Origin of the sequence: Blautia sp. Marseille-P2398 (assembly GCF_964240315.1) — a bacterium.
In the GTDB taxonomy this organism is placed as follows: Bacteria; Bacillota; Clostridia; order Lachnospirales; family Lachnospiraceae; genus Blautia_A; species Blautia_A wexlerae.
This window is the reverse complement of the sequence record NZ_CAXSTD010000002.1, coordinates 98,070-121,853: the sequence shown is the minus strand read 5'-3', so window position 1 is coordinate 121,853 and position 23,784 is coordinate 98,070. Positions and strand designations below refer to the sequence as shown.

General features: G+C 43.8%; 19 protein-coding genes. 15 read left to right on the top strand and 4 right to left on the bottom strand.

The window, feature by feature from the left end; genetic code table 11:
• Positions 1–182 precede the first annotated feature (182 nt).
• Together ACESZG_RS03195 and ACESZG_RS03190 are read left to right on the top strand one after the other, a co-directional pair.
• Positions 183–1,520, top strand: a complete 1,338-nt coding sequence (locus ACESZG_RS03195) for a sulfite exporter TauE/SafE family protein (RefSeq protein WP_118633076.1) — start codon at positions 183–185, stop codon at positions 1,518–1,520.
• 17 nt (positions 1,521–1,537) lie between these two features.
• Positions 1,538–2,050, top strand: coding sequence for a DUF2318 domain-containing protein (locus ACESZG_RS03190; RefSeq protein WP_118633077.1), 513 nt, complete (start codon positions 1,538–1,540; stop codon positions 2,048–2,050).
• 93 nt (positions 2,051–2,143) lie between these two features.
• Here the strand turns inward: ACESZG_RS03190 and ACESZG_RS03185 are convergent, their stop codons facing one another.
• Positions 2,144–3,052, bottom strand: a complete 909-nt coding sequence (locus ACESZG_RS03185) for a LysR family transcriptional regulator (protein ID WP_118633078.1) — start codon at positions 3,050–3,052, stop codon at positions 2,144–2,146.
• A gap of 298 nt (positions 3,053–3,350) precedes the next feature.
• Here ACESZG_RS03185 and ACESZG_RS03180 point away from each other — a divergent pair, with 298 nt between their 5' ends.
• The 6 genes from ACESZG_RS03180 to ACESZG_RS03155 all read left to right on the top strand — a co-directional run bounded on the left by ACESZG_RS03180 (position 3,351) and on the right by ACESZG_RS03155 (position 10,551).
• The gene (locus ACESZG_RS03180) at positions 3,351–4,193 is read left to right on the top strand and encodes a sugar phosphate isomerase/epimerase family protein (RefSeq protein ID WP_373217534.1); all 843 of its coding nucleotides are present in this window, start codon (positions 3,351–3,353) and stop codon (positions 4,191–4,193) included.
• Positions 4,194–4,322: 129 nt separating this feature from the next.
• On the top strand, positions 4,323–6,248 hold the full coding sequence (locus ACESZG_RS03175; RefSeq protein WP_118331293.1) for an FAD-dependent oxidoreductase: 1,926 nt from the start codon (positions 4,323–4,325) through the stop codon (positions 6,246–6,248).
• Positions 6,249–6,476: 228 nt separating this feature from the next.
• Positions 6,477–7,361, top strand: coding sequence for a shikimate dehydrogenase (aroE, locus tag ACESZG_RS03170; protein ID WP_118633080.1), 885 nt, complete (start codon positions 6,477–6,479; stop codon positions 7,359–7,361).
• A 20-nt stretch (positions 7,362–7,381) separates the two neighbouring features.
• A complete protein-coding gene (locus ACESZG_RS03165) occupies positions 7,382–8,581 on the top strand; it encodes an MFS transporter (protein ID WP_373217532.1) in 1,200 nt (399 codons plus the stop codon).
• 278 nt (positions 8,582–8,859) lie between these two features.
• The gene (locus ACESZG_RS03160; protein WP_368211068.1) at positions 8,860–10,224 is read left to right on the top strand and encodes a hypothetical protein; all 1,365 of its coding nucleotides are present in this window, start codon (positions 8,860–8,862) and stop codon (positions 10,222–10,224) included.
• Positions 10,225–10,281: 57 nt separating this feature from the next.
• Positions 10,282–10,551: a hypothetical protein gene (locus ACESZG_RS03155; protein ID WP_368211069.1), complete on the top strand. Its 270-nt coding sequence runs from the start codon at positions 10,282–10,284 to the stop codon at positions 10,549–10,551.
• Positions 10,552–11,433: 882 nt separating this feature from the next.
• On the opposite strand, the gene aroD is transcribed toward ACESZG_RS03155, so the two are convergent.
• From aroD to ACESZG_RS03140, 3 genes are read right to left on the bottom strand one after another with little or no spacing between them, the layout of a single operon-like run.
• Positions 11,434–12,195 (bottom strand): type I 3-dehydroquinate dehydratase, encoded by a 762-nt coding sequence (gene aroD / locus ACESZG_RS03150; RefSeq protein ID WP_173680965.1) that lies wholly within the window; start codon positions 12,193–12,195, stop codon positions 11,434–11,436.
• 45 nt (positions 12,196–12,240) lie between these two features.
• On the bottom strand, positions 12,241–13,119 hold the full coding sequence (locus ACESZG_RS03145) for a shikimate dehydrogenase (protein ID WP_161233654.1): 879 nt from the start codon (positions 13,117–13,119) through the stop codon (positions 12,241–12,243).
• Between the two features lie 36 nt (positions 13,120–13,155).
• Positions 13,156–15,156, bottom strand: a complete 2,001-nt coding sequence (locus ACESZG_RS03140; RefSeq protein WP_373217529.1) for an FAD-dependent oxidoreductase — start codon at positions 15,154–15,156, stop codon at positions 13,156–13,158.
• A gap of 663 nt (positions 15,157–15,819) precedes the next feature.
• Between ACESZG_RS03140 and ACESZG_RS03135 the strand changes: the two genes are divergently transcribed.
• The 7 genes from ACESZG_RS03135 to cmk all read left to right on the top strand — a co-directional run bounded on the left by ACESZG_RS03135 (position 15,820) and on the right by cmk (position 23,617).
• Positions 15,820–17,256 carry an acyl-CoA carboxylase subunit beta gene (locus tag ACESZG_RS03135; RefSeq protein WP_008704469.1) on the top strand — a complete coding sequence of 479 codons (1,437 nt, stop codon included), beginning with the start codon at positions 15,820–15,822 and terminating at the stop codon, positions 17,254–17,256.
• 14 nt (positions 17,257–17,270) lie between these two features.
• Positions 17,271–18,026: an OadG family transporter subunit gene (locus tag ACESZG_RS03130; protein ID WP_373217527.1), complete on the top strand. Its 756-nt coding sequence runs from the start codon at positions 17,271–17,273 to the stop codon at positions 18,024–18,026.
• 27 nt (positions 18,027–18,053) lie between these two features.
• Entirely contained in the window at positions 18,054–18,422 is a 369-nt protein-coding gene (locus tag ACESZG_RS03125; RefSeq protein ID WP_008704467.1) for a biotin/lipoyl-binding carrier protein, read from the top strand.
• Between the two features lie 16 nt (positions 18,423–18,438).
• Positions 18,439–19,587, top strand: coding sequence for a sodium ion-translocating decarboxylase subunit beta (locus ACESZG_RS03120; protein WP_008704466.1), 1,149 nt, complete (start codon positions 18,439–18,441; stop codon positions 19,585–19,587).
• Between the two features lie 142 nt (positions 19,588–19,729).
• Positions 19,730–21,142 carry an oxaloacetate decarboxylase subunit alpha gene (locus ACESZG_RS03115; RefSeq protein WP_025578367.1) on the top strand — a complete coding sequence of 471 codons (1,413 nt, stop codon included), beginning with the start codon at positions 19,730–19,732 and terminating at the stop codon, positions 21,140–21,142.
• Between the two features lie 216 nt (positions 21,143–21,358).
• Positions 21,359–22,720 (top strand): NAD(P)/FAD-dependent oxidoreductase, encoded by a 1,362-nt coding sequence (locus tag ACESZG_RS03110; protein WP_055152439.1) that lies wholly within the window; start codon positions 21,359–21,361, stop codon positions 22,718–22,720.
• Between the two features lie 225 nt (positions 22,721–22,945).
• A complete protein-coding gene (gene cmk / locus ACESZG_RS03105) occupies positions 22,946–23,617 on the top strand; it encodes a (d)CMP kinase (protein ID WP_173701253.1) in 672 nt (223 codons plus the stop codon).
• Positions 23,618–23,784: the final 167 nt, after the last annotated feature.

Here is a 23,784-nt window from a genome sequence, read left to right as displayed (position 1 = left end):
TACAGTTGCCTGGAGGACATTATGTAAGTGAAAATTCTATGAAATTCCGTACTCTAAGGTTGACGACAGTAAAAAACTACTATATAATTCCTATCGAAATAATATGATAACAAAAAACTGTGATGATAGAAATATAAAATCTATGGTTACAGTTTTCTTTATGTCATAAGAAAGGACAAACTATGAAACAGGCAAGAATATATATTGATGGAATGACCTGCATAAACTGCCAGATAAGGATAGAAAATGAACTAAAAAAAGAGCCGGCTCTGACAGATATATCTGTAAGCTATGAGACAGGTGAAGCCTCTTTTTCCTATAATCCGAATCGGATATCTCTAAGGCAGATCACGGATATCATAAATAAAATGGGGTATTCTGCAACCTCTGAAAAGCTGTCCTGCAAAAAGAAGATACTACAGTCAATCGCAGAGATCCTGCTGATTGTTGTACTGTTTGGAATATTACAGTATCTCGGGATTCTGAACTATCTTGTACCTGCTTCGCTTGCGGATTCGGGGATGAGTTATGGAATGCTGTTTGTGATCGGACTGCTCACTTCTGTACATTGTATCGCTATGTGTGGAGGTATCAATCTGTCCCAGACATTGCAGAAAGATATATCTGAGGAAATATCAAGAGCCATGTTCAGAAATTCTTTTCTTTACAATGCAGGACGGGTAGTTTCCTATACGGTAGTCGGCGGTATCCTGGGAGCAGTAGGTGGACTGGCCGGATTTGGCACAGATCTGCAGACCTCATCATTGATCCAGGGAATCCTGAAACTGGCAGCAGGAACTGTTATGATTGTTATGGGAATTAATATGCTGGGGATTTTTCCATGGCTTCGAAAATTTCGGATTCGAATTCCTCTTTTATATAAAAGGGTAGGAAATAAGAGAAAGACTCCCTTTATTATAGGTTTGTGCAATGGACTTATGCCATGCGGTCCATTACAGTCTGTACAGATCATAGCGCTGGCATCCGGGAGTCTACTGGCAGGTGCATTCTCCATGTTTTGTTTCAGCATTGGTACAGTTCCTCTGATGCTGGGATTTGGCTCTGCGATAGCTTTTTTGGGGAAACGCTTTACGGGACTGGTATTGAAGGCGGGTTCGATTTTAATTGTGGTCATGGGGCTTTCAATGGTGACACAGGGAACTGCGCTGGCTGGACTGAATTCTCGGCAGATATCCCGGATGGCAGACACAGGTTCACAGACAACAGGAGATACAGCAGTTGAAAAGAACGGAACACAATATGTTTATAGTCAGCTTCAGTCCGGCAAATATCCGGATATCACTGTCAGAGCAGGTGAGCCGGTAGAGTGGGAGATTGAAGCATCAGAAGACAACATCAACGGATGTAATTACAAGATATTTCTGCAGGATTTCGGTCTGGAGCATACTTTTACAGAGGGAAAAAACATAATAAAATTCACACCTGAACAGGCAGGAACTTATACTTATACCTGCTGGATGGGAATGATCACAGGGAAAATCCATGTGGAAAATAATTAATATGAGGAGACAGAAGAATGAAAAAAATAATTGCAGCATTTATGACAACAGCGATACTGCTCACAGCATTTGCGGGATGCGGAAAAGAAAAAGCAGCAGAAACATCGACAACAGCACAAACTTCTGAAAATACGACAAATGAGGTAACAAAAGTAACTTCTGGCAATGCGCTGAGCATTCCGACAGATGAACTGTCTGAAAATGCAGAATTTTACCCAGTAGATGTAGACGGCACAGAAATGGAAGTGATTGCAGTAAAAGATTCCACAGGAACCATACGCACAGCATTCAACACCTGCCAGATATGCTATGATTCCGGCAAAGGATACTATAAACAGGAAGGCGATAAGCTGGTCTGCCAGAATTGTGGAAATTCCTTTACCATGGATCAGGTAGGAGAAATCTCCAGAGGATGCGATCCATGGCCGATCTTGGATGAGAATAAAACAGTGACAGATGAAGAAATAGAAATTTCCTATGATTTTCTGAAAGCCTCCGCTGATATTTTCGCAAACTGGAAAAAGGCATAATCCAGCGAGGGCAATAACATAAACAAAGACCGTTTTCTATATACATGTGCCTATAAAGATACAACGCTGTATATAAAAACGGTCTTGTTGTATTTAGCTTGTCTTATAATCCCATTCCTTCTGTGCCTGCTCGACTACATAATTCTTAAAAGCCTCCACAACAGGCGGATGATAAACATTCTTTAACATTGCCATATAGAAGTTTCTCTGCCAGCTTGGAGATACAAGAGGCAGAATCTTTACATTCAGTGACTGCAGGATAGGAATATTGGGAGCCACACAGATACCAAATCCATTGGAGACAAAGCCTGCAGCAACCTGATCTTCATCAATCTCATAGGCAACATCCGGTTTCTGACCGATGCGCTCAAACAATCCGTCAATAATATGTCTCAGACCACTTCTTTTCTTAAATATGATCTGTTTATAAGGAATAGTATCCTCCAGACAAACCTCCTCTTTTGCTGCCAGCGGATGGTCAGAAGGCACGATCACCACCAGTTCCTGTCTGGCAACAGGTATAAATTCAATCAGTGGTTCATTATCAATCATAGAGCAGAAACCCAGATCATATTTTTTCTCTTTTAAACCATTTAAAATATCAGCTGTTAAAACTTTGTCACAATACAGATTAAAATCAATCTTTTTCGTTGGATTTGCCGCGAGAAATCCTCTCATGATCTTCGGGAGAAAGTCAATTCCCAGAGTGCGCAGGAATGCAACATCAATACAGCCCTCTCCCTTACCTGCCAGCTTCAGGCTGTTTACAGAAGAGTCCAGACGGTTCAGCACTTCTTCAACGTCTTTGAGAAAAACCTTTCCATACTTGGTAAGAGTAACATTCCTTCCATTTTTTTCAAACAGTTTTACGCCCAGTTCTTCCTCGAGAGTGGAGATCGCATAACTCAGCGAAGGCTGGGTGATCGCCAGAATATCAGCGGCTTTTGTGTAATGTTCAATATGAGCCAGCGTAGAAAAGTACCGCAGATGATACAGGTTCATAGAAAAACTCCTTTCTCTGATAAGTATTTTATAAGTGACTATATTTTATGTGCAGGCTTTTACAGTCCTTTAATGCTTCGGAAAACTATAATTATAGTCACTCTTGCACAAATAATCCGCGCTGTATTTGTCATATACGTAGATTATATCATGATGTATTGAAAAAATCTATGAATTTAAAGGATAGAACTAATTTGTTTTATATTTAACAAAGATATATAATGCTTATATCAAAAAGATACAAAATATTATCAAAATAAATAGAAAAATTATGCGATTTTATCAGGAGGACAAAAAGATGTCAAAAGAATTTCCAATTACTATCAGTTCCTGGACACTGGGAGATCAGTGCAAATTTGAAGACAGAGTGATCACTGCAAAGAATGCAGGATACGAAGGAATCGGCCTTCGTGCAGAAACTTATGTAGATGCGTTGAATGAGGGACTTTTTGACAAAGACATTCTTGCTATTCTGGACAAACACGGTATGAAAGTAACAGAAGTTGAGTACATCGTACAGTGGGCAGAAGAACACAGATCTTACGAACAGAAATACAAAGAACAGCTCTGCTTCCATATGTGTGAATTATTTGACGTAAAACAGATCAACTGCGGTCTGATGGAAAACTACTCCGTAGAATATACTGCTCAGAAATTAAGAGAATTATGCCAGAGAGCAGGAAAATACATCATCGGTGTTGAGCCAATGCCATACAGCGGAATCCCGGATATGAAAAAAGGCTGGGCAGTTGTAAAGGCAGCTGACTGCGAGAATGCAAAACTGATCATGGATACCTGGCACTGGGTAAGAGCAAATCAGCCGGTTGACCTTTCTGTGATCGAAGACATCCCGGCAGACAAGATCGTATCCATCCAGATCAACGATGTATGGGAAAGACCATATGCAACAACAATCTTAAGAGACGAATCCATGCATGACCGTCTTGCTCCCGGAACAGGAATCGGATGTACAGCAGCGTTCGTTAAGATGGTAAAAGAAAAAGGAATCAAACCAAACGCAATCGGTGTAGAAGTCATCAGCGATGCAATCCTTGCAAAAGGACTTGAATATGCTGCAAACCATACATATGAGAACACAAAGAAAGTGCTTGAGGAAGCATGGCCGGAGGTTCTTCAGTAAGTCTCTGACGGATAAACCAACAGATTAAAGGATCAGGCAGAAATCTCCACGCCTGCCTGATCCGCATTTTTGATGAGATAAAAAATACTGAAAATATAAATAAAATCCAGAGAAAAAGGAGAAGGTCACATGAAATTCAATGCAATGTTTCAGCCGATCAACATCGGTCCAATGACAGTAAAGAACCGCTTCGTAGTTCCGCCAATGGGAAACAACTTTGCAAACACAGACGGAAGCATGAGTGAACAGTCCGCAGCTTATTATCGTGAAAGAGCAAAAGGCGGCTTCGGTCTGATCACAATCGAAGCAACAGTAGTACATAAAGGCGCAAAGGGCGGCCCTCGCAAGCCATGTCTTTATGATGACTCCACAATCGAAAGCTTCCGCAAGGTAGTAGATGCCTGTCATGCAGAGGGAGCAAAGGTTTCCGTACAGCTTCAGAATGCAGGTCCTGAAGGAAATGCAAAGAACGCAGGTGCACCGATCGAGGCAGCTACAAGCATTCCCTCAGACTGCGGAAGAGACACACCAAAGGAAGTTACAACTGAAGAAGTTTATGAACTGGTAAAAGGCTATGGCCTCGCAGCAAAGAGAGCCATGGAAGCAGGCGTAGATGCAGTTGAGATCCATATGGCACACGGCTATCTGGTAAGCACCTTCCTTTCTCCGAGAACGAACAAGAGACTGGATGAATTCGGCGGTTCTTTTGAGAACAGAATGCGTTTCTCCCGTCTGATCATCGAAGAAGTTAAGAAGATGACAGAAGGAAAGATCGCAGTTCTTGCAAGAATCAACAGCTGTGATGAAGTACCGGGCGGTCTTGATGTGCATGACAGTGCTGCAATCGCTGCATATCTGGAAGGATGCGGACTGGATGCCATCCATGTATCCAGAGCTGTTCACATCCGCGATGAATTTATGTGGGCACCGACAGTCACACACGGCGGTTTCTCCGCTTCTCAGGTAGAAGAGATCAAACGTGCCGTATCTATCCCGGTAATCACAGTAGGACGTTATACAGAACCGCAGTTTGCGGAATTAATGGTAAAAGAAGGACGCTGTGACCTGGTTGCATTCGGACGTCAGAGCCTTGCAGATCCTTATATGCCATTAAAAGCGCAGGAAGAAAGACTGGAGGATATGATTCCATGTATCGCATGTCTTCAGGGCTGCGTGGCAAACATGTATGCAGGAAACCCTGTATGCTGTCTTGTAAACCCATTCCTTGGACATGAAGCTGAGGGCATTGCTCCTGCAGAAAAAGCTAAGAAAGTAATGGTAATCGGCGGCGGTGTTGCAGGTCTTTGCGCTGCATTTATCGCACAGGAAAAAGGTCATCAGGTAACACTTTATGAAGCAAGTGATAAACTTGGCGGAAACATGCGTCTTGCTGCTTATCCTCCGGGAAAAGGCGACATCACAAACATGATCCGCAGCTATATCGTACGCTGCCAGAAAGCAGGCGTAACAATCAAAATGAATCAGGAAGTAACTCTGGATCTTATCAGGGAAGAGAAACCAGACAGCGTAATTGTTGCTTCCGGTTCCAGAACACTGATCCTTCCCATCGAAGGTATCGACAATCCTGCAATTATCCATGGCTCTGATCTCCTTGACGGAAAGAGAGCAGCAGGAAAGAAAGTACTGGTTGTAGGCGGCGGAATGGTGGGATGCGAGACAGCAGCATTCCTCGGTGAGCAGAACCATGATGTAACAGTCATTGAGTTCAGAGACACTGTAGGTGCCGACGTGATCCACGAGCATAGAGTTTACCTGATGAAAGATTTCGAAGATTACAAGATCAAAGAGATCACAGGTGCAAAGGTATGCAAATTCTATGAGGACGGCGTAGAGTACGAGACAGCAGACGGACAGAGACATGAATCCAGAGGCTATGATTCTGTCATTCTTTCCATGGGATTCAGAAACTACAACCCATTCGGCGAAGAGATCAAAGCCATCGTACCGGATACCTATGTGATCGGCGATGCCACCCGCGCAAGAAGAGCACTTGATGCTACGAAAGAAGCGTATGAGGTAGCTTCTGCATTATGATGATATCAGGGTCAAAAGTTCAAAAAGTCGTTCGTGCTTGCACGATAAGATTTTTGAACCTGGGACCCGCCAAACATGAGAAAGTAGCGATTTACGCAGTAAATCAGCGAATTTCGAATCTTATAATTTATTCGTTTTATAGTTGCAGTTAAGAGACGCTGTATGATATTATCAGCGGACAGCAGCTTGAAAATGATTTTACAAAAAAATTCAGGAGGCAAAAAGGAAATGGAACAGAGAATTAAAGGAACAACAGGATTAATGGCACTTATCGGAAGCCCGGTAGGACACTCAGGATCACCGGCAATGTATAACTTCAGCTTCCGTTATCACAACCTTGATTATGCTTACATGGCGTTTGACATCAAGGAAGACCAGGTTCCGGCTGCTCTGGATGCAATCCGTCTTTTCAAAATGAGAGGCGCAAACGTAACAATGCCATGCAAGAACGAAGTTGCAAAACACATGGATGAGCTTTCACCTGCAGCAAGAATCATCGGTGCAGTTAACACAATCGTTAATGAAGACGGCAAATTAGTAGGACATATCACAGACGGTATCGGATTTGTCCGCAACTTAAAAGAACATGGCGTTGACGTAAAAGGCAAAAAAATGGTAGTTCTCGGTGCAGGCGGTGCTGCAACAGCAATCCAGGTACAGTGTGCATTAGACGGAGCAGAATCCATTTCTATCTTCAATCCGAAAGACCCATTCTTTGCACGTGCAGAGTCCACAGCAGAGAAACTGAGCAAAGAAACACCGGATTGTAAAGTTTCTGTATTTGATCTGGCAGATGAGGCAAAACTGAAAGAAGAGGTTGCAAACGCAGACATCCTCGTAAACGCAACACTTGCAGGAATGAAACCTCACGAAGAGCTTACTCTGATCAAAGATAAATCCATGTTCCGCCCTGACCTTGTAGTAGCAGACGTTGTTTACAATCCTGCTGAAACAAGAATGGTAAAAGAAGCCAAAGAAGCAGGCTGCAAGCTTGCAATCGGCGGAAAAGGAATGCTGTTATGGCAGGGAGCTGCAGCTTACAAACTCTACACAGGACTGGAAATGCCAACAGCTGAATACCAGAAATTCCAGGAAGAAAACGAAAACAAGTAATAATAACCTAGGAGACCAAAATGAAACAGAAAACAAATAAAATGCTCATTTTCACCTCCCTTGCAGCATATTTCACTTATTTCATCCATGGAATCGGTGCTTCTATCCTGGGGCAGTACAAACCGGAGTTTGCAGCTGCCTGGGGTGCGAAGCCCCTGGCTGATGGCACCTTGGATGTAAGTATGGTAGTATCTGTAATTGCAGCACTTGGACTGGGGCGTCTGATTTCTCTTCCTTTCTCCGGTCCTCTGTCTGACAAATACGGAAGAAAACTGAGCGGAATTATCGGTGTGCTCTGTTATGTAGCATACTTCTTTGGAATGGCCAATTCCACATCCATGGCAATGGGATATGCCTTTGCAGTGATCGGCGGAATCGCGAACTCTTTCCTCGATACCTGCGTAAGCCCTACCTGTATGGAAATCTATGTAAACAACCCGTCAGTAGCCAACCTGTTTACAAAATTTTCCATCTGCCTGAGCCAGTTCCTGCTTCCATTCCTGATCGGAATCGTAGCATCTGCAAATATGTCATATAAGACAATCTTTATTGTTGCAGGTATTGCAATCCTCATTGACGGAATCCTGATCCTGATTCTTCCTTTCCCTGAGAGAGAGAAGAAAGTACAGGCTAAAGCTGATAAGAAGAAATCCGGACACAAGATTTCCCCTGCAGCGATCGCAGCAATCCTGATCGGATTCACCAGCTCCTCAACCTTTATGTTATGGCTGAACTGTAATCAGGAACTTGCCCGTTCCTACGGTATGGCAGACCCTTCAAAGATTCAGTCCCTGTATGCCCTGGGAACTGCAACTGCCATCCTTGCAACAGCAGCATTTATCAAAAAAGGTCTGAAAGAGATTAACGTCCTGATCCTCTATCCGTTAATCTCTACAATTATGCTGGCTCTCTGCTACTTTATCCAGGCTCCGTTTATTTGTCTGGTAGGTGGTTTTGTGATCGGATATGCAGGTGCAGGCGGTGTTCTCCAGCTGGCAGTTTCCACAACAGCAGAGTTCTTCCCCGAGAACAAAGGAACAGCAACCTCACTGGTAATGATCGCATCCAGCATCGCGAACTACACAATCTTAAGCCTTGCAGGGTACATTACCAAAGTTGGCGGAAGCAGCGCTCCGAGAATGATTCTTCTTCTGAACATGGCAGTGACCATCGTCGGTATCCTGCTCGCTCTTTTTGTAAAGAAAAGCAGAAATCAGTAAGGCAGTGTGCCAACAAGTTGATTTCCTGAATAATCTCACATCTAAATTTCTTATTTTCGCATTGTTGTCGGGTGTCGTAGCTACCGCTATGCCTTGAAATAAAAAATTATTAAAATCCAATCCAACTGAAGATATGTTTGGACGTTACAAGTTTCAGATTTTTTCCGGTGGGATTGGATTTTATTAAAATCATGATTGTCTAAAAATTAACAAAAAGATAGAATATACAAGGTAAAACATAGAAGTAATCTAACAATTCACTGAAAAGGAGAATTTGTATGGCAAATACAAGAACACAAAGAAGAGAAAATGAACTGCCCTACATCCCCTTTGGACCATTTCAGATAAGACTTCCATTCATACACTACAAGATAGAATCTGTTGAGTTCATTCAGGGTCTGATCCTGGGCGTTACTGCGCTGGCTGCTGTTCCGTATCTGGAGCAGTATCTGGGGCTTCCTTATGAGCTGGCGTGGAGCTGTGTAATTATTGAAACCTTCCTTTATCTGCTTCACAGTCTGCTTGGCGATCCGGTAGTACCGGGGTGGATCACACCGACCCTGCCGCTGACTATTGTATTTCTGGAAGGCTTCCCCATGGGAAAAGAGCGAATACAGGCTATGATCGCACTACAGATGCTGGTAGGTCTGGTATTTATTTTTATGGGTGTGACCAGACTGGCGGATAAATTTGTTCATGCAGTTCCCAATTCTGTCAAAGGCGGAATCCTTCTTGCAGCACCTGTTACAGTTATGGCAGGACAGCTGGGTGAGAATGGAAATATGCACAAATATCCTCTGGCTATTGTTGCAGGTGTAGGCCTCCTGATCCTGATCAGCTTCTCTGACAAATATCAGGAGAAGAGAAAAACAAATAAGTTTCTTGATCTTGTTGCGAGATACGGAAATCTTTTCCCCTATCTTATCGCAATGGTAGTAGGACTTCTGGTTGGCGAACTGGATGCCCCGGGACTGGAGATTGGTACTTTTATCAAGATTCCTCAGTTTAAAGATATCATTGATCAGGTGAGCATCTTTGGCGTAGGGATTCCTCCTGCATCTATGTTTATCAAAGCACTGCCGCTGGCACTGGTGTGCTATGTTATTGCATTTGGTGATTTTGTTACTACAGAGACCCTTGTATCAGAGGCACGTCAGGCAAGAGATGATGAGTATATTGATTTCAATTCCAGCCGTTCCAATCTGGTCAGTGGTCTGAGAAACCTGATCCTGTCCATCATCGCACCATTTCCTCCCCTTTCCGGTCCGTTATGGGTTGGAATGACTGTATCCGTATCCATGCGTTATAAAGAAGGAAAGAAAGCGATGAAATCTCTTCTCGGAGGAATGGCTTCTTTCAGACTGGCTACCTTTTTAAGCGTGCTGATCATTCCTGTAGTAAGTTTCTTCCGCCCCATTTTCGGAGTAGGATCTTCTATCACTCTGATGTTCCAGGCATTTGTATGTGCAAGGATCGGTATGGACTACTGCAAGAGCGACAGAGACAAGATGATCTCAGGCGTAATGGCAGCAGTCCTCGCAACCCAGGGAACCGCATGGGCATCTGCATGGGCACTGGCAGTAGGCTTCGGACTGAATATCTTCCTGTCCAACTGGAATCCCCTTGAGAAAAATCATAGATGATTAATGGAATCTGTGTTATAATCAGGTAAATTAGATGAAGAAGGGGTGAATGCAATTATGATGTATCCGTTTATGACATTGAATGATAATACTGAAATTACTCATTCGGAAATGAAAGCAGATGGGAAAGTAAAAGTCTATATAGAAACTCCTGATGAATTTGGAGGATTTCACAATGCCACATGCTGGCTTCCTGATTATAAGTGGGAGGATATTGAGGGATATTCTGATACAGAGATGGCATATTTTAAACAATTAATCAGAAATAACGCTCATCTTATTATTGAATTTTCGCAGGAAGGAGGCATTTTAAATGCCGCAGGATGATAGAAGCCAATAGTTCGGATATTATTGATGAGTGGTTAAACCATTTTGGAGAAATTCGCTATTTTTGTTAAAAAAGAGCTGTCGGAAATAGTCGTATTATCCGGCAGCCTTTTTTAGATTAGGAAAATTTCTCAAAAGAGATATTCATGTATGAGTTGATTGAGATTTTACATATGCTCAATAGGATCAACCAAAATATCATTTACATTGACTTTATTTTTCAATTTCTATTTTAGGTCAACTATAATTTTGATTATAGTTGACTGCAATTGCACTTATCTCAAATATGGTCACCCCCGAAGCGAATTACAGTTGACCGAGATTGCGCTTATATTAAATGCGGTCATCCCCGAAGCGAATTGCAGTTGACCGAGATTGCGCTTATATTAAATGCGGTCATCCCCGAAGCAAACTACAGTTGACCGAGATTGCGCTTATATTAAATGCGGTCATCCCCGAAGTGAACTACAGTTGACCGAGATTGCGCTTATATTAAATACGGTCATCCTTGAAGCGAATTACAGTTGACCGCCACAGCGCTTATCTCATATACAGTCACTCCTAATCATATTATCAGTTCCTTGGCGCGTACTTGAAAAACCATTCCCGCAATCTGGCGCTGGAATATAAGCAATGTTATACTATTTACAAGTCAAGAATAGCCATATTTTGAATTATCCCCAGATACCTTAACCAAATCAAGCAAATCCCCTGCTGCTCGCAATTGAGGCAGGGGATTTGCTTGATTTGATTAATATCTATTGCCATTTCATAAGATGACATAAGATATTATAAGATAATACTCTTCTGCTGTCAGATATGAGTGATATCAGACAACTATGGGCAAGAATAACATCTGATATCACATCATTCATCAACAGATCACAGGCTACTGTGAATGATATCCAGCACCTTTTTTAATTCATGCACACCGACCTGTCCCGGAGCAGAAGCTTTGGAAGCAGCACCGAAAGTGAGAGCGGAGCCAAATGTCTCACCTGTCAGGCGACTTACAACGCCTGTTCCTGCCATGGACATGGTAATGATCGGGCGGTCTGCATATTTCTCAGACATTTCCAGAGTAGCAGAGAGGAGCGTAAGAACATCCTGTTTGCAGGTCGGCATAACAGCCATTTTCGGAATATCAGCACCGAAATCCTGCATCATACGAAGGCGTCTGATGATCTCCTCCTTCTCAGGAGTCTTAAAGAAATCATGGTTGGAAGCAATTACCTTCACACCTGCCTCATGAGCAGCGTCAATGATCGTTTTTACAACATCATCGCCTGTAAATGCTTCTACATCGATTAAATCTACATAACCGCTCTGAGCAGCTGCGATATTTAAAGCAGCGTAATCACTTACGGAAATCTCTTTTTCCCCGCCCTCTTTGGAAGTACGGAATGTAAGGAGAACAGGGATATCTTTTAAGACTTCCCGAAGCTCTTTTGCGGTTTCTAATACTTTTTCAGTAGCAAAGACATCATCGAACCAGTCAACACGCCACTCAACCACATCAACCGGAAGAGCAGTGATCTTTTTGGCTTCTTCGAGAATGTCTGTTTTTGTTTTTCCAACGATCGGAATGCAGATCTTAGGTCTGCCTTCACCGATCACAGTGTTTTTTACCTGAACTGTGTTCATTTTCTTATCCTCATATTTCTTATCATATTAAGAATAACCGGGGTATCAGTCATCATAGGAGATGTGAAGAATCTCTTTCATATGTTCGATAGGCATTGGTTCACCTGTCCATAACTCAAATGCAGCGGAACCCTGGAATAACATCATTCCCAGACCGTTCATTGTCTTGCATCCTACCTCTTTGGCCATGGAACGCATCTTTGTTTCCAGCGGAGAGTAAGGAACATCAATAACAATCAGTTCAGGACGGAAGTAAGACTTGTCCGGAACAACGGACTGTCCTTCCAGTGGTTTCATTCCCACACCTGTAGCATTGACAAAGATAAAACTGTCATCCATCTCAGCTTTCAGTTTATCAAGATCTGCCAGATCATAAAGAACTGCATGGCAGGATGTCTTTGTGTTGATCTTCTCTACTGTAGATACTGCACGATCCCAGAATTCATCCCTGCGGTTGAAGATTGTGATCTCGGCAACGCCGTCCAAAGCAGCCTGGATCTCGATAGCAGTGGCAGCACCGCCTGCACCGACGATAGTCATTTTCTTTCCGATCACATCAATATCATTATCTTTCAGGGCAGACATAAATCCGATACCGTCAGTGATATGACCTGTAAGATGACCGTTGTCATTTACGATCGTATTAACAGCACCGCATAATTCTGCTGCAGGAGAAAGCTCGTCCAGGTATTTTCCAACCAGAGTTTTGTTTGGCATGGAAACATTGGAGCCTCTCATTTTCAGAGTGCGGATTGCTTTTACTGCATCCTCAATTTCATCTGCGCCAACCTCGAAAGCAAGGTAAGCGTAGTCATACCCGAGTTTTGCAAAAGCCTCATTCTGCATTGCAGGAGAGCTGGAGTGACGGATCGGGTAAGCCATCAGACCGATTAATTCAGTATGTCCGGTAATTCTTTCAGCCATTATAATATCCCCTTTCGTATTTTGTTGTAAAGGTTTTTATTGAAGGTATCCCATCTGAGTCAGTGTATTAAGGATATTTCTTCCTTCCAGAGTTCCGTCGATGATCCTTCTTGCACGTTTGCTGTCTCCGATGTTCAGGATCTCAACATCATCAGAAACAAAAGCATCGGAAAGCTCTGCGAAAAGCTGTCCCTGAGCTCTCATACCAAGGCATACGAATCCGTAGTCAAATGGAAGCTCGCGTTCACCTTCTGCATCTCTTACAAGGAAAGAGCTGTCTTTTACTTCCTGAAGAGCTGTCTTTGTAAGCTGGGTCACATGATGTTTCTTCATCTGGTCCTTCATGTCATTCTTTGTAACAGGATCCAGGTCACGTCCGATCTGATCCATCATTTCCACAATAGAAATCTCAGCATTTCTTGCTGCAAAGAATTCCACAACATCAAGACCAACAGCGCCGCCGCCCACAACAACAACCTTCTTGTCTGTCATATCTTCCGGATAGTCATTGATGTGATTGATCATTCCCAGGATAGAAGCAACCTTGCTGCCTTCTTTGTCAATGCGGTCGTGAAGTCCCCTGATCGGAGGAAGCAGTGGTGCGGAACCTGTGGAGCTTACGATCAGGTTCGGATGGAACTTGCGGATATTTTCCGGTGTTCCTTCTGTGTTTGTGAAGATATAAAGATTCTCAAGCTGCTCTGCTCTGTGGATCAGATAGTTCGGGAAATCAGCCAGACGCTTCTTTGCAGGGATCTTAGAGATCACAGAAGCAAGACCGCCAAGAGTCTCACCCTTTTCCAGAAGGAAGGTATTACAGCCTACTTCTGCGGCTGTACAGGCAGCTTCCAGTCCGGCAGTACCGCCTCCGATTACTACAACGTTACAGTTTTTGTTCACTTTCTGATTCTTATAAACATCACCTTCCAGAACAGCCGGGTTTACAGTACAGCGGATCGGACGGTTAAAGCCGATTCTGTTTCCTGCACATCCGATGTTACAGGAGATACATTTGCGAAGGTCACATTCTCTGCCTGTAGCTACTTTGTTTACCCATGCAGGTTCTGCGATAAGACCACGTCCCATACCGATCAGGTCTGCATCGCCGTCAGCGAGGATTTGCTCGGCAACCTTCGGGTTACGGATATTTCCCATGGAGATACATGGTTTGCCGAATTTCTCTCTGACAGCTTTAGGCATATAGGAACGCCATCCGTCTTTCATGTAGTTGGCATCGATCTGATACTGGATAGAACCGTTTAAACCGCAGGAAACATCGAAGATATCAACTTCATCCTGAACATATTCCAGATATTCAAGAGTATCCTCAAGAGTGTTGCCGCCTTCCATCAGCTCATCTGCGCTGAGACGGAGCATGATCGGGAAGAAAGGTCCGACCTGTTTTCTTACTTCTTCAATGACCATACGGCAGAAACGTGTTCTGTTTTCCACAGATCCGCCGAACTCATCTGTACGTTTGTTTGTAAGAGGAGAGAGGAACTGGCTGATCAGATAGGAATGTCCCGCATGGATCTCTACCGCGTCAAAACCTGCAGCCTGTGCCCTCTTTGCAGCCTCGCCGTATTTCTTTACAATGTGATGGATTTCTTCCACTGATAATGGACGCGGGATTTCTCCGCCTTCTTTGGACGGAACATCAGATGCGGAAACCGGCTGCATATTTGTACGTGCGGAAACAGCGGAAGCACCTGCGTGGTTGATCTGGATCGCAATACAGGTACCATATTTGTGGATCTCTTCACAGAATTTGTACAGACGTGGCAGATAGTTGTCGTGGTCAATACGAAGCTGAGTAGTTCCGTTGGAACCCTGCGGAGAATCTACGCTTGCATTCTCTACGATGATCAGACCTGTGCCGCCTTTGGCACGCTCTTTATAATAATTAATGTGAAGAAAACTCATTTCGCCGTTCTGTTCCCCGTAATTGGTTCCCATAGGCATCATAACGATACGGTTTTTGATAGTCATATTTTTTACTGTGAGTGGTGTGAAAATATGCTGGTAATTGCTTTTCATTACGTCTTTCCTCCTGAAATTTTCTGTTGGATCTATAATTGTTCAGTGCTTTAGCTGTGGCCTGAATTTCTTTGATGTGTTAATTATATAACGGGATAATCCATAAATCTAATTGATAATTCGTGCTATATAATAAAAAACATCTATGGTTTTCCGTGCACTGTCTGCGTACTGAATGAAAGCATTCGCAACTGCATCCACATCATGGGAAAATCCTGCTGAACCTGTATGGCTATAGTATTTTTTCGCCGAGCTGCGCTGAGACTTTTATACCCGTGCAGTCGGATTCGCAGACAAGTGAGTGATATAGTTACTTCAAACACGCTCTGGTGTGCCGACAAGTTGATTCTTGAAACAATCTTGCAGGATAGAAATAAGAAATTCAGACGCAGGATTGTTCAAGAAATCAACTTGTCGACACACTGGTTTACAGGAGAGGGTGAAATACGGGACAATACAAAATAACCGTAATACCCTCTATTAAATAGGAAGAAATACTCAAAAAAACAAAATTTGGAGAAACCTGACAAATTTTTCTGCTATATTTTTAACGAAAATGACAAATAAATGTTGAAATTTTCTGCCGGAAAAGGTAAAATTAAAATCGGCTAAATTTTTGGGTTAACTTTTAAATATTCTCATAAAGATGGAGGGCAAACAAGAATGAGTAATGCAACACAAAGCTTAGCAGGCACAAGAATTACTTCTTTGCTTGACGCAAACAGTTTTGTCGAAATCGGACAGGGTGTAACAGCCAGATCCACAGATTTCAACATGACTGCAAACAAGGCACCATCTGACGGTGTTATCACCGGATATGGTGTGATCGATGACAAACTGGTTTATGTATACAGCCAGGATGCATCTGTATTAAACGGTACTGTTGGTGAAATGCATGCAAAGAAGATCACAAGACTTTATGATCTTGCCATGAAAACAGGCGCTCCGGTTATCGGACTTGTTGACTGTGCAGGTATCCGTCTTCAGGAAGCAACAGACGCACTGGAAGCTTTCGGACAGATCTATCTGAAACAGACACTGGCATCCGGTGTGATCCCGCAGATCACAGCAATCTTCGGAACATGCGGCGGTGGTATGGCAGTTATCCCGTCCCTGACAGATTTCACATTCATGGAATCCAAAAAAGGAAAAATGTTCGTCAACACACCAAACGCACTGGAAGGAAACAACACAGACAAATGCGACACAGCAGCAGCTGATTTCCAGAGCAAAGAGACAGGTGTGATCGATGGCGTTGGTACAGAGGATGAGATTCTTGGCCAGATCCGTTCCTTAGTATCACTTCTTCCTTCTAATAATGAAGACACAGACAATTACACAGAGTGTACAGATGATCTTAACCGCGTATGCGCAGATCTTGCAAACTGTGCAGGTGACACAGCAATCGCACTTTCCCAGATCGCTGACAACGGTGAATTCTTCGAGACAAAAGCAGACTATGCAAAAGACATGGTTACAGGCTTTATCCGTTTAAACGGCGCTACAGTAGGTGCTGTTGCAAACAGAAGCGAAGTATATGACGCAGAAGGCAAGAAAACAGAAACATTTGACGGAAGCATCTCTGCAAGAGGCGCAAGAAAAGCAGCAGATTTCGTGAAATTCTGCGACGCTTTTGATATTCCGGTACTTACACTTACAAACGCAACAGGCTTCATGGCAACCTTATGCAGCGAGAAGATGATGGCGAAATCCGTAGGTGAACTGGTAGCTGCATTCGCAGATGCAACTGTTCCGAAGGTAAATGTGATCATCGGCAAAGCTTACGGTACAGCTTACGTGGCAATGAACAGCAAATCTATCGGTGCAGACCTTGTATATGCATGGGATAACGCAGAGATCGGTATGATGGATGCTTCCCTGGCAGCCAAGATCATGTATGCAGATGCAGATGCTGCTGAACTGAATGAAAAAGCTGCTCAGTACAGAGAGCTTCAGAATGGTGTTGCTTCCGCAGCAGCAAGAGGCTATGTTGACACTGTGATCAGCCCGGCTGACACAAGAAAATATGTAATCGGTGCATTTGAGATGCTGTTCACAAAGAGAGAAGATCGTCCGTCTAAGAAACATGGAACGGTCTAAGCGGGGTGACGCATATGAAAATGATCAAAAAAATAACTTCTGTATTCATGACATTTCTCGTAATGGCTGCGCTGGTGATCGGCAGCACCTCTGTGGTATTTGCCGCAGATAAGGTTGATGATACTGTTAAGTCCACACTGGTAACTACAGCAGAAGGACTGACAGATGCCATTGTCCAGCTTAAAGATAAAGAAATCGAGAATTACATGAGTTCAGGAGATGACTTTACAACAAGTGCCATGCAGTCCTGGCAGACATCCAAGGATGAACTTGGCGCAAAGAAGGACAGCAATGGTGAAACTACTGTAACTTTCAAAGATGATCAGTACACAGTTACTGTTCCTCTTAAATTTGAGAAAGCAGATGCAAACTTTGTATATGTCTTTGACTCAAAGGGAACACCGACTTCCATGTCTGTAGATGTACAGTATGGTATGGGCAAGACTCTTCAGAGAGCAGGTCTTAATACTTTGATGGGTATTGGAACTGTATTCGTAATGCTGATTTTATTAAGCCTTCTGATTTCTCTGTTCAGATTTATTCCGAACCAGGAAGCAAAGAAAGCAGCAGAAGCAAAAGCAGCCAAAGCTGCAAAAGAGGCAGAGGCAGCAGCCATCGCACAGACAGCACCTGCACAGGCAGAAGAGAACCTTGCAGATGACGGAGAGCTGGTAGCTGTTATTGCAGCAGCCATCGCAGCAGCAGAAGGAACTACAACAGACGGCTTCGTAGTTCGTTCTATCCGTAAAGTAAAAAGAAATAGAAGATAATTGTCATTTATTTAGGAGGATTTTAAAATGAAAAGCTATACAATTACAGTAAACGGTACAGCATATGAAGTAACTGTTGAAGAAACAGGAAGCGTATCCGCACCTGCAGCAGCTCCGAAAGCAGCACCTAAGGCTGCACCTGCAGCAGCTCCGAAAGCAGCAGCACCTGCAGCAGGCGCCGGCGCAGTAAAAGTAACTGCTTCCGTACCTGGTAAAGTTGTCAAAGTAGCAGCAAGCGTTGGACAGGCAGTAAAAGCCGGAGACAGCGTAGTTATTCTTGAATCCATGAAAATGGAAATCCCTGTAGTAGCTCCTCAGGACGGTACTATCGCAAGCATTGATGTTGCAGAAGGTGCCTCTGTAGAAAACGGAGATACTTTAGCAACAATGAACTAAGACGGGAGGTAGTCAAATGTCTTATGTAACAGAAACATTGTCCAACCTGATTCACCAGACAGCATTCTTCAATCTGACATGGGGCAATTACCTGATGATCGCAGTAGCCTGCGTATTCCTTTATCTTGCTATCAAGAAGGGATTCGAGCCGCTTCTGCTTGTTCCTATCGCATTCGGTATGCTGCTTGTAAATATCTATCCGGACATTATGGCAAATCCGGAAGATATGTCTAATGGTGTAGGTGGACTTCTTCATTATTTCTACATCCTTGATGAGTGGAGTATCTTACCATCCCTGATCTTCATGGGTGTAGGTGCCATGACAGACTTCGGTCCGCTGATCGCAAACCCGATCAGCTTCCTGATGGGTGCTGCAGCACAGCTTGGTATCTATGCAGCTTACTTCCTTGCAATCTTTCTTGGATTCAACGGAAAAGCAGCAGCAGCTATCTCCATCATTGGTGGTGCTGACGGCCCGACTTCCATTTTCCTTGCAGGTAAACTTGGACAGTCTGCACTGATGGGACCGATCGCAGTGGCAGCATATTCCTATATGTCACTGGTTCCGATCATCCAGCCGCCTATCATGAAACTCTGCACAACAGAGAAAGAACGTAAGATCAAAATGGACCAGCTTCGCCCTGTTTCCAAACTGGAGAAGATCCTGTTCCCGATCGTTATCACAATCGTTGTCTGCCTGATCCTGCCTACAACAGCTCCGCTGGTTGGTATGCTCATGCTTGGTAATCTGTTCAGAGAGTGCGGTGTTGTAAAACAGCTGACAGAAACAGCTTCCAATGCCCTGATGTATATCGTAGTTATCCTTCTGGGTACATCCGTAGGTGCTTCCACAAGTGCAGAAGCATTCTTAAACGCAGATACTCTGAAGATCGTAGTTTTAGGTCTTGTTGCATTCGCAATCGGTACATTCGGCGGATGTATGCTTGGTAAACTGCTCTGCAAACTGACTCATGGAAAGATCAACCCGCTGATCGGTTCCGCAGGTGTATCCGCAGTACCTATGGCAGCCCGTGTATCCCAGAAAGTGGGTGCAGAGGCAGATCCTACAAACTTCCTTCTGATGCACGCAATGGGCCCGAACGTTGCCGGTGTTATCGGTACAGCCGTAGCAGCCGGAACATTCATGGCTATTTTCGGAGTATAACCAAATCAAGCAAGCTATCTTGCTTGTATCAGGAGGAGTGCAACTCCTTCTGATAAGCTGCGGAGCAGCTATTTGGTTATGAGCAAGTAGCGAAGCGGATTGCGAATATCCGATTAAACAGAACTATAAAGGAGATTTAATAATGGCAGAATTAGAGAAAAAACCTGTTAAAATTGTGGAAACCATTCTCCGTGATGCTCATCAGTCCCAGATCGCAACACGTATGACCACAGAACAGATGCTTCCGATCGTAGATAAACTTGACAAAGTCGGCTATCACGCAGTAGAGTGCTGGGGTGGTGCAACATTCGATGCATCCCTTCGTTTCCTTCACGAAGATCCATGGGAAAGACTTCGTAAATTACGTGACGGCTTCAAGAACACAAAACTTCAGATGCTTTTCCGTGGACAGAACATCCTTGGATACCGTCCATACGCAGATGACGTTGTAGAATACTTCGTACAGAAATCTGCTGCAAACGGAATCGACATCATCCGTATTTTTGACTGTCTCAATGACCTTCGTAACCTTCAGACAGCTGTAAGCGCTGCAAACAAAGAGAAGGCTCATGCACAGGTAGCTCTTTCCTATACATTAGGAGATGCTTACACAATGGAATACTGGACAGATATTGCAAAACGTATCGAAGATATGGGCGCTGATTCCATCTGTATCAAAGATATGGCAGGTCTTCTCCTTCCAAACAAAGCTACAGAGCTTGTTACAGCATTAAAAGAAACAGTTAAGATCCCGATCGACCTTCATACACATTACACCTCAGGTGTAGCTTCCATGACTTACTTAAAAGCAGTAGAAGCAGGTGTAGATATCATCGATACAGCAATGTCTCCATTTGCACTGGGAACATCCCAGCCTGCAACAGAGGTTATGGTTGAGACATTCAAAGATACACCATACGACACAGGATTTGATCAGAAGCTTCTCTCCGAGATCGCTGACTACTTCCGTCCGATCCGTGACGAAGCTCTTGACAGCGGACTGCTCAATCCGAAGAACCTTGGTGTTAACATCAAAACTTTACTGTACCAGGTACCGGGCGGTATGCTCTCCAACCTGACTTCCCAGCTGAAAGAACAGCACGCAGAAGACAAATTCTACGATGTTCTCGAGGAAGTTCCGCGTGTACGTAAAGACCTTGGTGAACCGCCGCTTGTTACTCCGTCTTCCCAGATCGTTGGTACACAGGCTGTATTCAACGTACTTATGGGCGAGAGATACAAAATGGTTACAAAAGAAACAAAAGATATCCTGTTAGGAAAATACGGCGCAACTGTAAAACCGTTTAATCCGGAAGTACAGAAGAAGTGCATCGGCGATGAGAAACCGATCACATGCCGTCCTGCAGACCTTCTTGACAACGAGCTTGAGAAACTTGAGAGCGAAATGGCTCAGTACAAGGAACAGGATGAAGACGTATTAACATACGCACTGTTCCCACAGGTAGCTATGGACTTCTTCAAATACCGTCAGGCTCAGAAAACAAAAGTTGACGAGAAAGCAGCTGACAAAAAGAACGGAGCATATCCTGTATAATTGATCAGTAATTAAATATGTCCAAACGAAAAAAGGAGCTTGCGTAAGCAGGCTCCTTTGCGTTATTATGAAAGAATATGATACCCGGGAATATAATGTGCCAATGGGTATATGATGCCAGAGGTACATATCTATATTGATCGTAGCGAAGCGGAGACGTGGAACCATGATGAAATAGACAATCTGCAGGGTAAAATAAATACAGGAGAATATTCCATGAGCAAAGTTATAATAATCGGCGGCGGAGCCGCCGGAATGATGGCAGGGGTTTTTGCAGCCCGTAACCATCATGAAGTTCATATATTAGAGAAGAACGAGAAACTGGGAAAGAAAGTCTTCATCACAGGAAAAGGCAGATGCAATGTGACAAATGCCTGCGACACAGAAGAACTCTTTCCTGCAATGATGAGCAATCCCAAGTTCCTCTACAGCAGTTTCTATTCATTTACCCCTCAGGATGTAATGGAGTTCTTTGAGAAAGCAGGTGTCCCTCTGAAGGTAGAGCGTGGAAACCGCGTATTTCCACAGTCTGACCATTCCTCAGACATCATCCGCGCATTGGAACGTGAACTGAAGAAAGCAGGAGCAAAGATTCATCTTCACACTGCTGTACAGGAAATTGTAAAGAAACCTGTAACGGAATCTGTAACAGATTCCGTAAATACCCTTGAATCAGAAGCTGCATTAACAGAATCAGGATCAGGATCTGATGCAGGAAAAGGCAGAAAAGGAAAAAAATCACCTGACATACCGCAGGAGAAGATCACAGGGGTTATCCTTACAGACGGAACCTTCATGGAAGGAGATGCAGTCATCGTAGCCACAGGTGGATTCTCTTATCAGAGTACCGGTTCCACAGGTGACGGATACCGCTTTGCAAGAGAACTGGGACTGAAAGTCACAGACATTGCACCTTCTCTTGTCCCATTAAAGACAAAAGAAGACTATATCCCTAAGCTTCAGGGACTTTCCCTTAAGAACACAGGACTCACCATAAAGAATGGAAAGAAAGTACTTTACGAGGATTTCGGAGAGATGATGTTCACCCATTTCGGAGTCACAGGTCCCATGATTCTCTCCGCCAGTGCCCACATTGGTGCAAAACTGGCGAAAGCACCAAACGGCGAACTGTCCGCATATCTGGATCTGAAGCCTGCACTCACCAGAGAACAGCTGGATGCCAGGATCCTGCGTGAATTTGAAGCAGGACCAAACAAACAGTTCAAGAACGTGATTGGCGTACTTTTCCCGTCATCTCTGACTCCGGTAATGCTGGAACTGGGTGGAATCCCCGCAGAGAAGAAAATCCACGACATCTCCAGAGAAGAACGCCAGCACTTCATTGACCTTATCAAAGCCTTCCCCTTCACAATCACAGGAATGGGTGAGTTCAAAGAAGCCATCATCACCAGAGGCGGCGTCTCTGTCAAAGAGATCAACCCCGGAACAATGGAAGTAAAGAAGATATCTGGTCTTTACTTCGCAGGCGAGGTACTGGATCTGGATGCAGTGACAGGTGGATATAACTTACAGATTGCCTGGTCTACCGCATATCTGGCAGCGCAGGCGATACAGTAAGCAAATTAAGCAATTACACAAAATAATGCAATCAGGACAGTTCGGCAGAGTGCAAAGGACAAGGAAGATATCTGCAGGCGTGCTGATGCACGACAAAGATATCTGACGCAGGACTTCACGCTATGATGGACTGGATTGCCTGCAGTATTTTATGGAATTGCTATATAACTATGATATGATTCGACTATACGTTATTAAATAATAGAAACAGGAGGAATCACAAAAATGGGATGTAACATAGCCATCGACGGACCTGCAGGAGCAGGAAAGAGCACCATCGCAAAGAAAGTAGCGAAAGAATTATCATTTATCTATGTAGATACAGGAGCCATGTACAGGGCAATGGCTTTATATCTTCTGAACCATGGCGTAAACGGAGAAAATCAGGAAGAGATCGAGGCGGTATGTTCCGGCGCTGACATTTCCATCGAATACAAAAACGGAGAACAGATTGTCATCCTCAACGGAGAGAACGTAAATGCTATGATCCGCACCGAACAGGTAGGAAACATGGCATCCAAAAGCTCCGCAAACCCGAAAGTCAGAGCTCATCTTCTGAAACTTCAGAGAACTCTGGCAGAGAAAAACGACGTAGTCATGGACGGCAGAGATATCGGCACAACCATCCTTCCAAACGCAGAAGTAAAAATCTACCTCACAGCAAGCGCAGACACCAGAGCAAAAAGAAGAGCACTGGAATATGAACAGAAGGGAGAATCCTTCGACCTGGACCAGATTCGAAAAGACATCATCGAGCGCGACGAACGCGACATGAACCGCGAAATCTCCCCTCTGAAACAGGCAGAGGACGCAGTGCTCGTAGATTCCTCGGAAATGGGAATTGATCAGGTTGTAGATGCTATTCTTGATGTGTATAATAAGAAGATACAGAAATAACGGTCAGGCGGACAGATTATCTGTTTCAGACTACGCTATTTGCCCGTCAACTACCTATCACCTAAAGTGGTGCTGCATCATAGGGTGGTTGACAGCACCCTTTACAGACAAGATATACTCATCTGTAACTGTAAACTTCCCATGCTATACAGCAAACATTCTTTTAC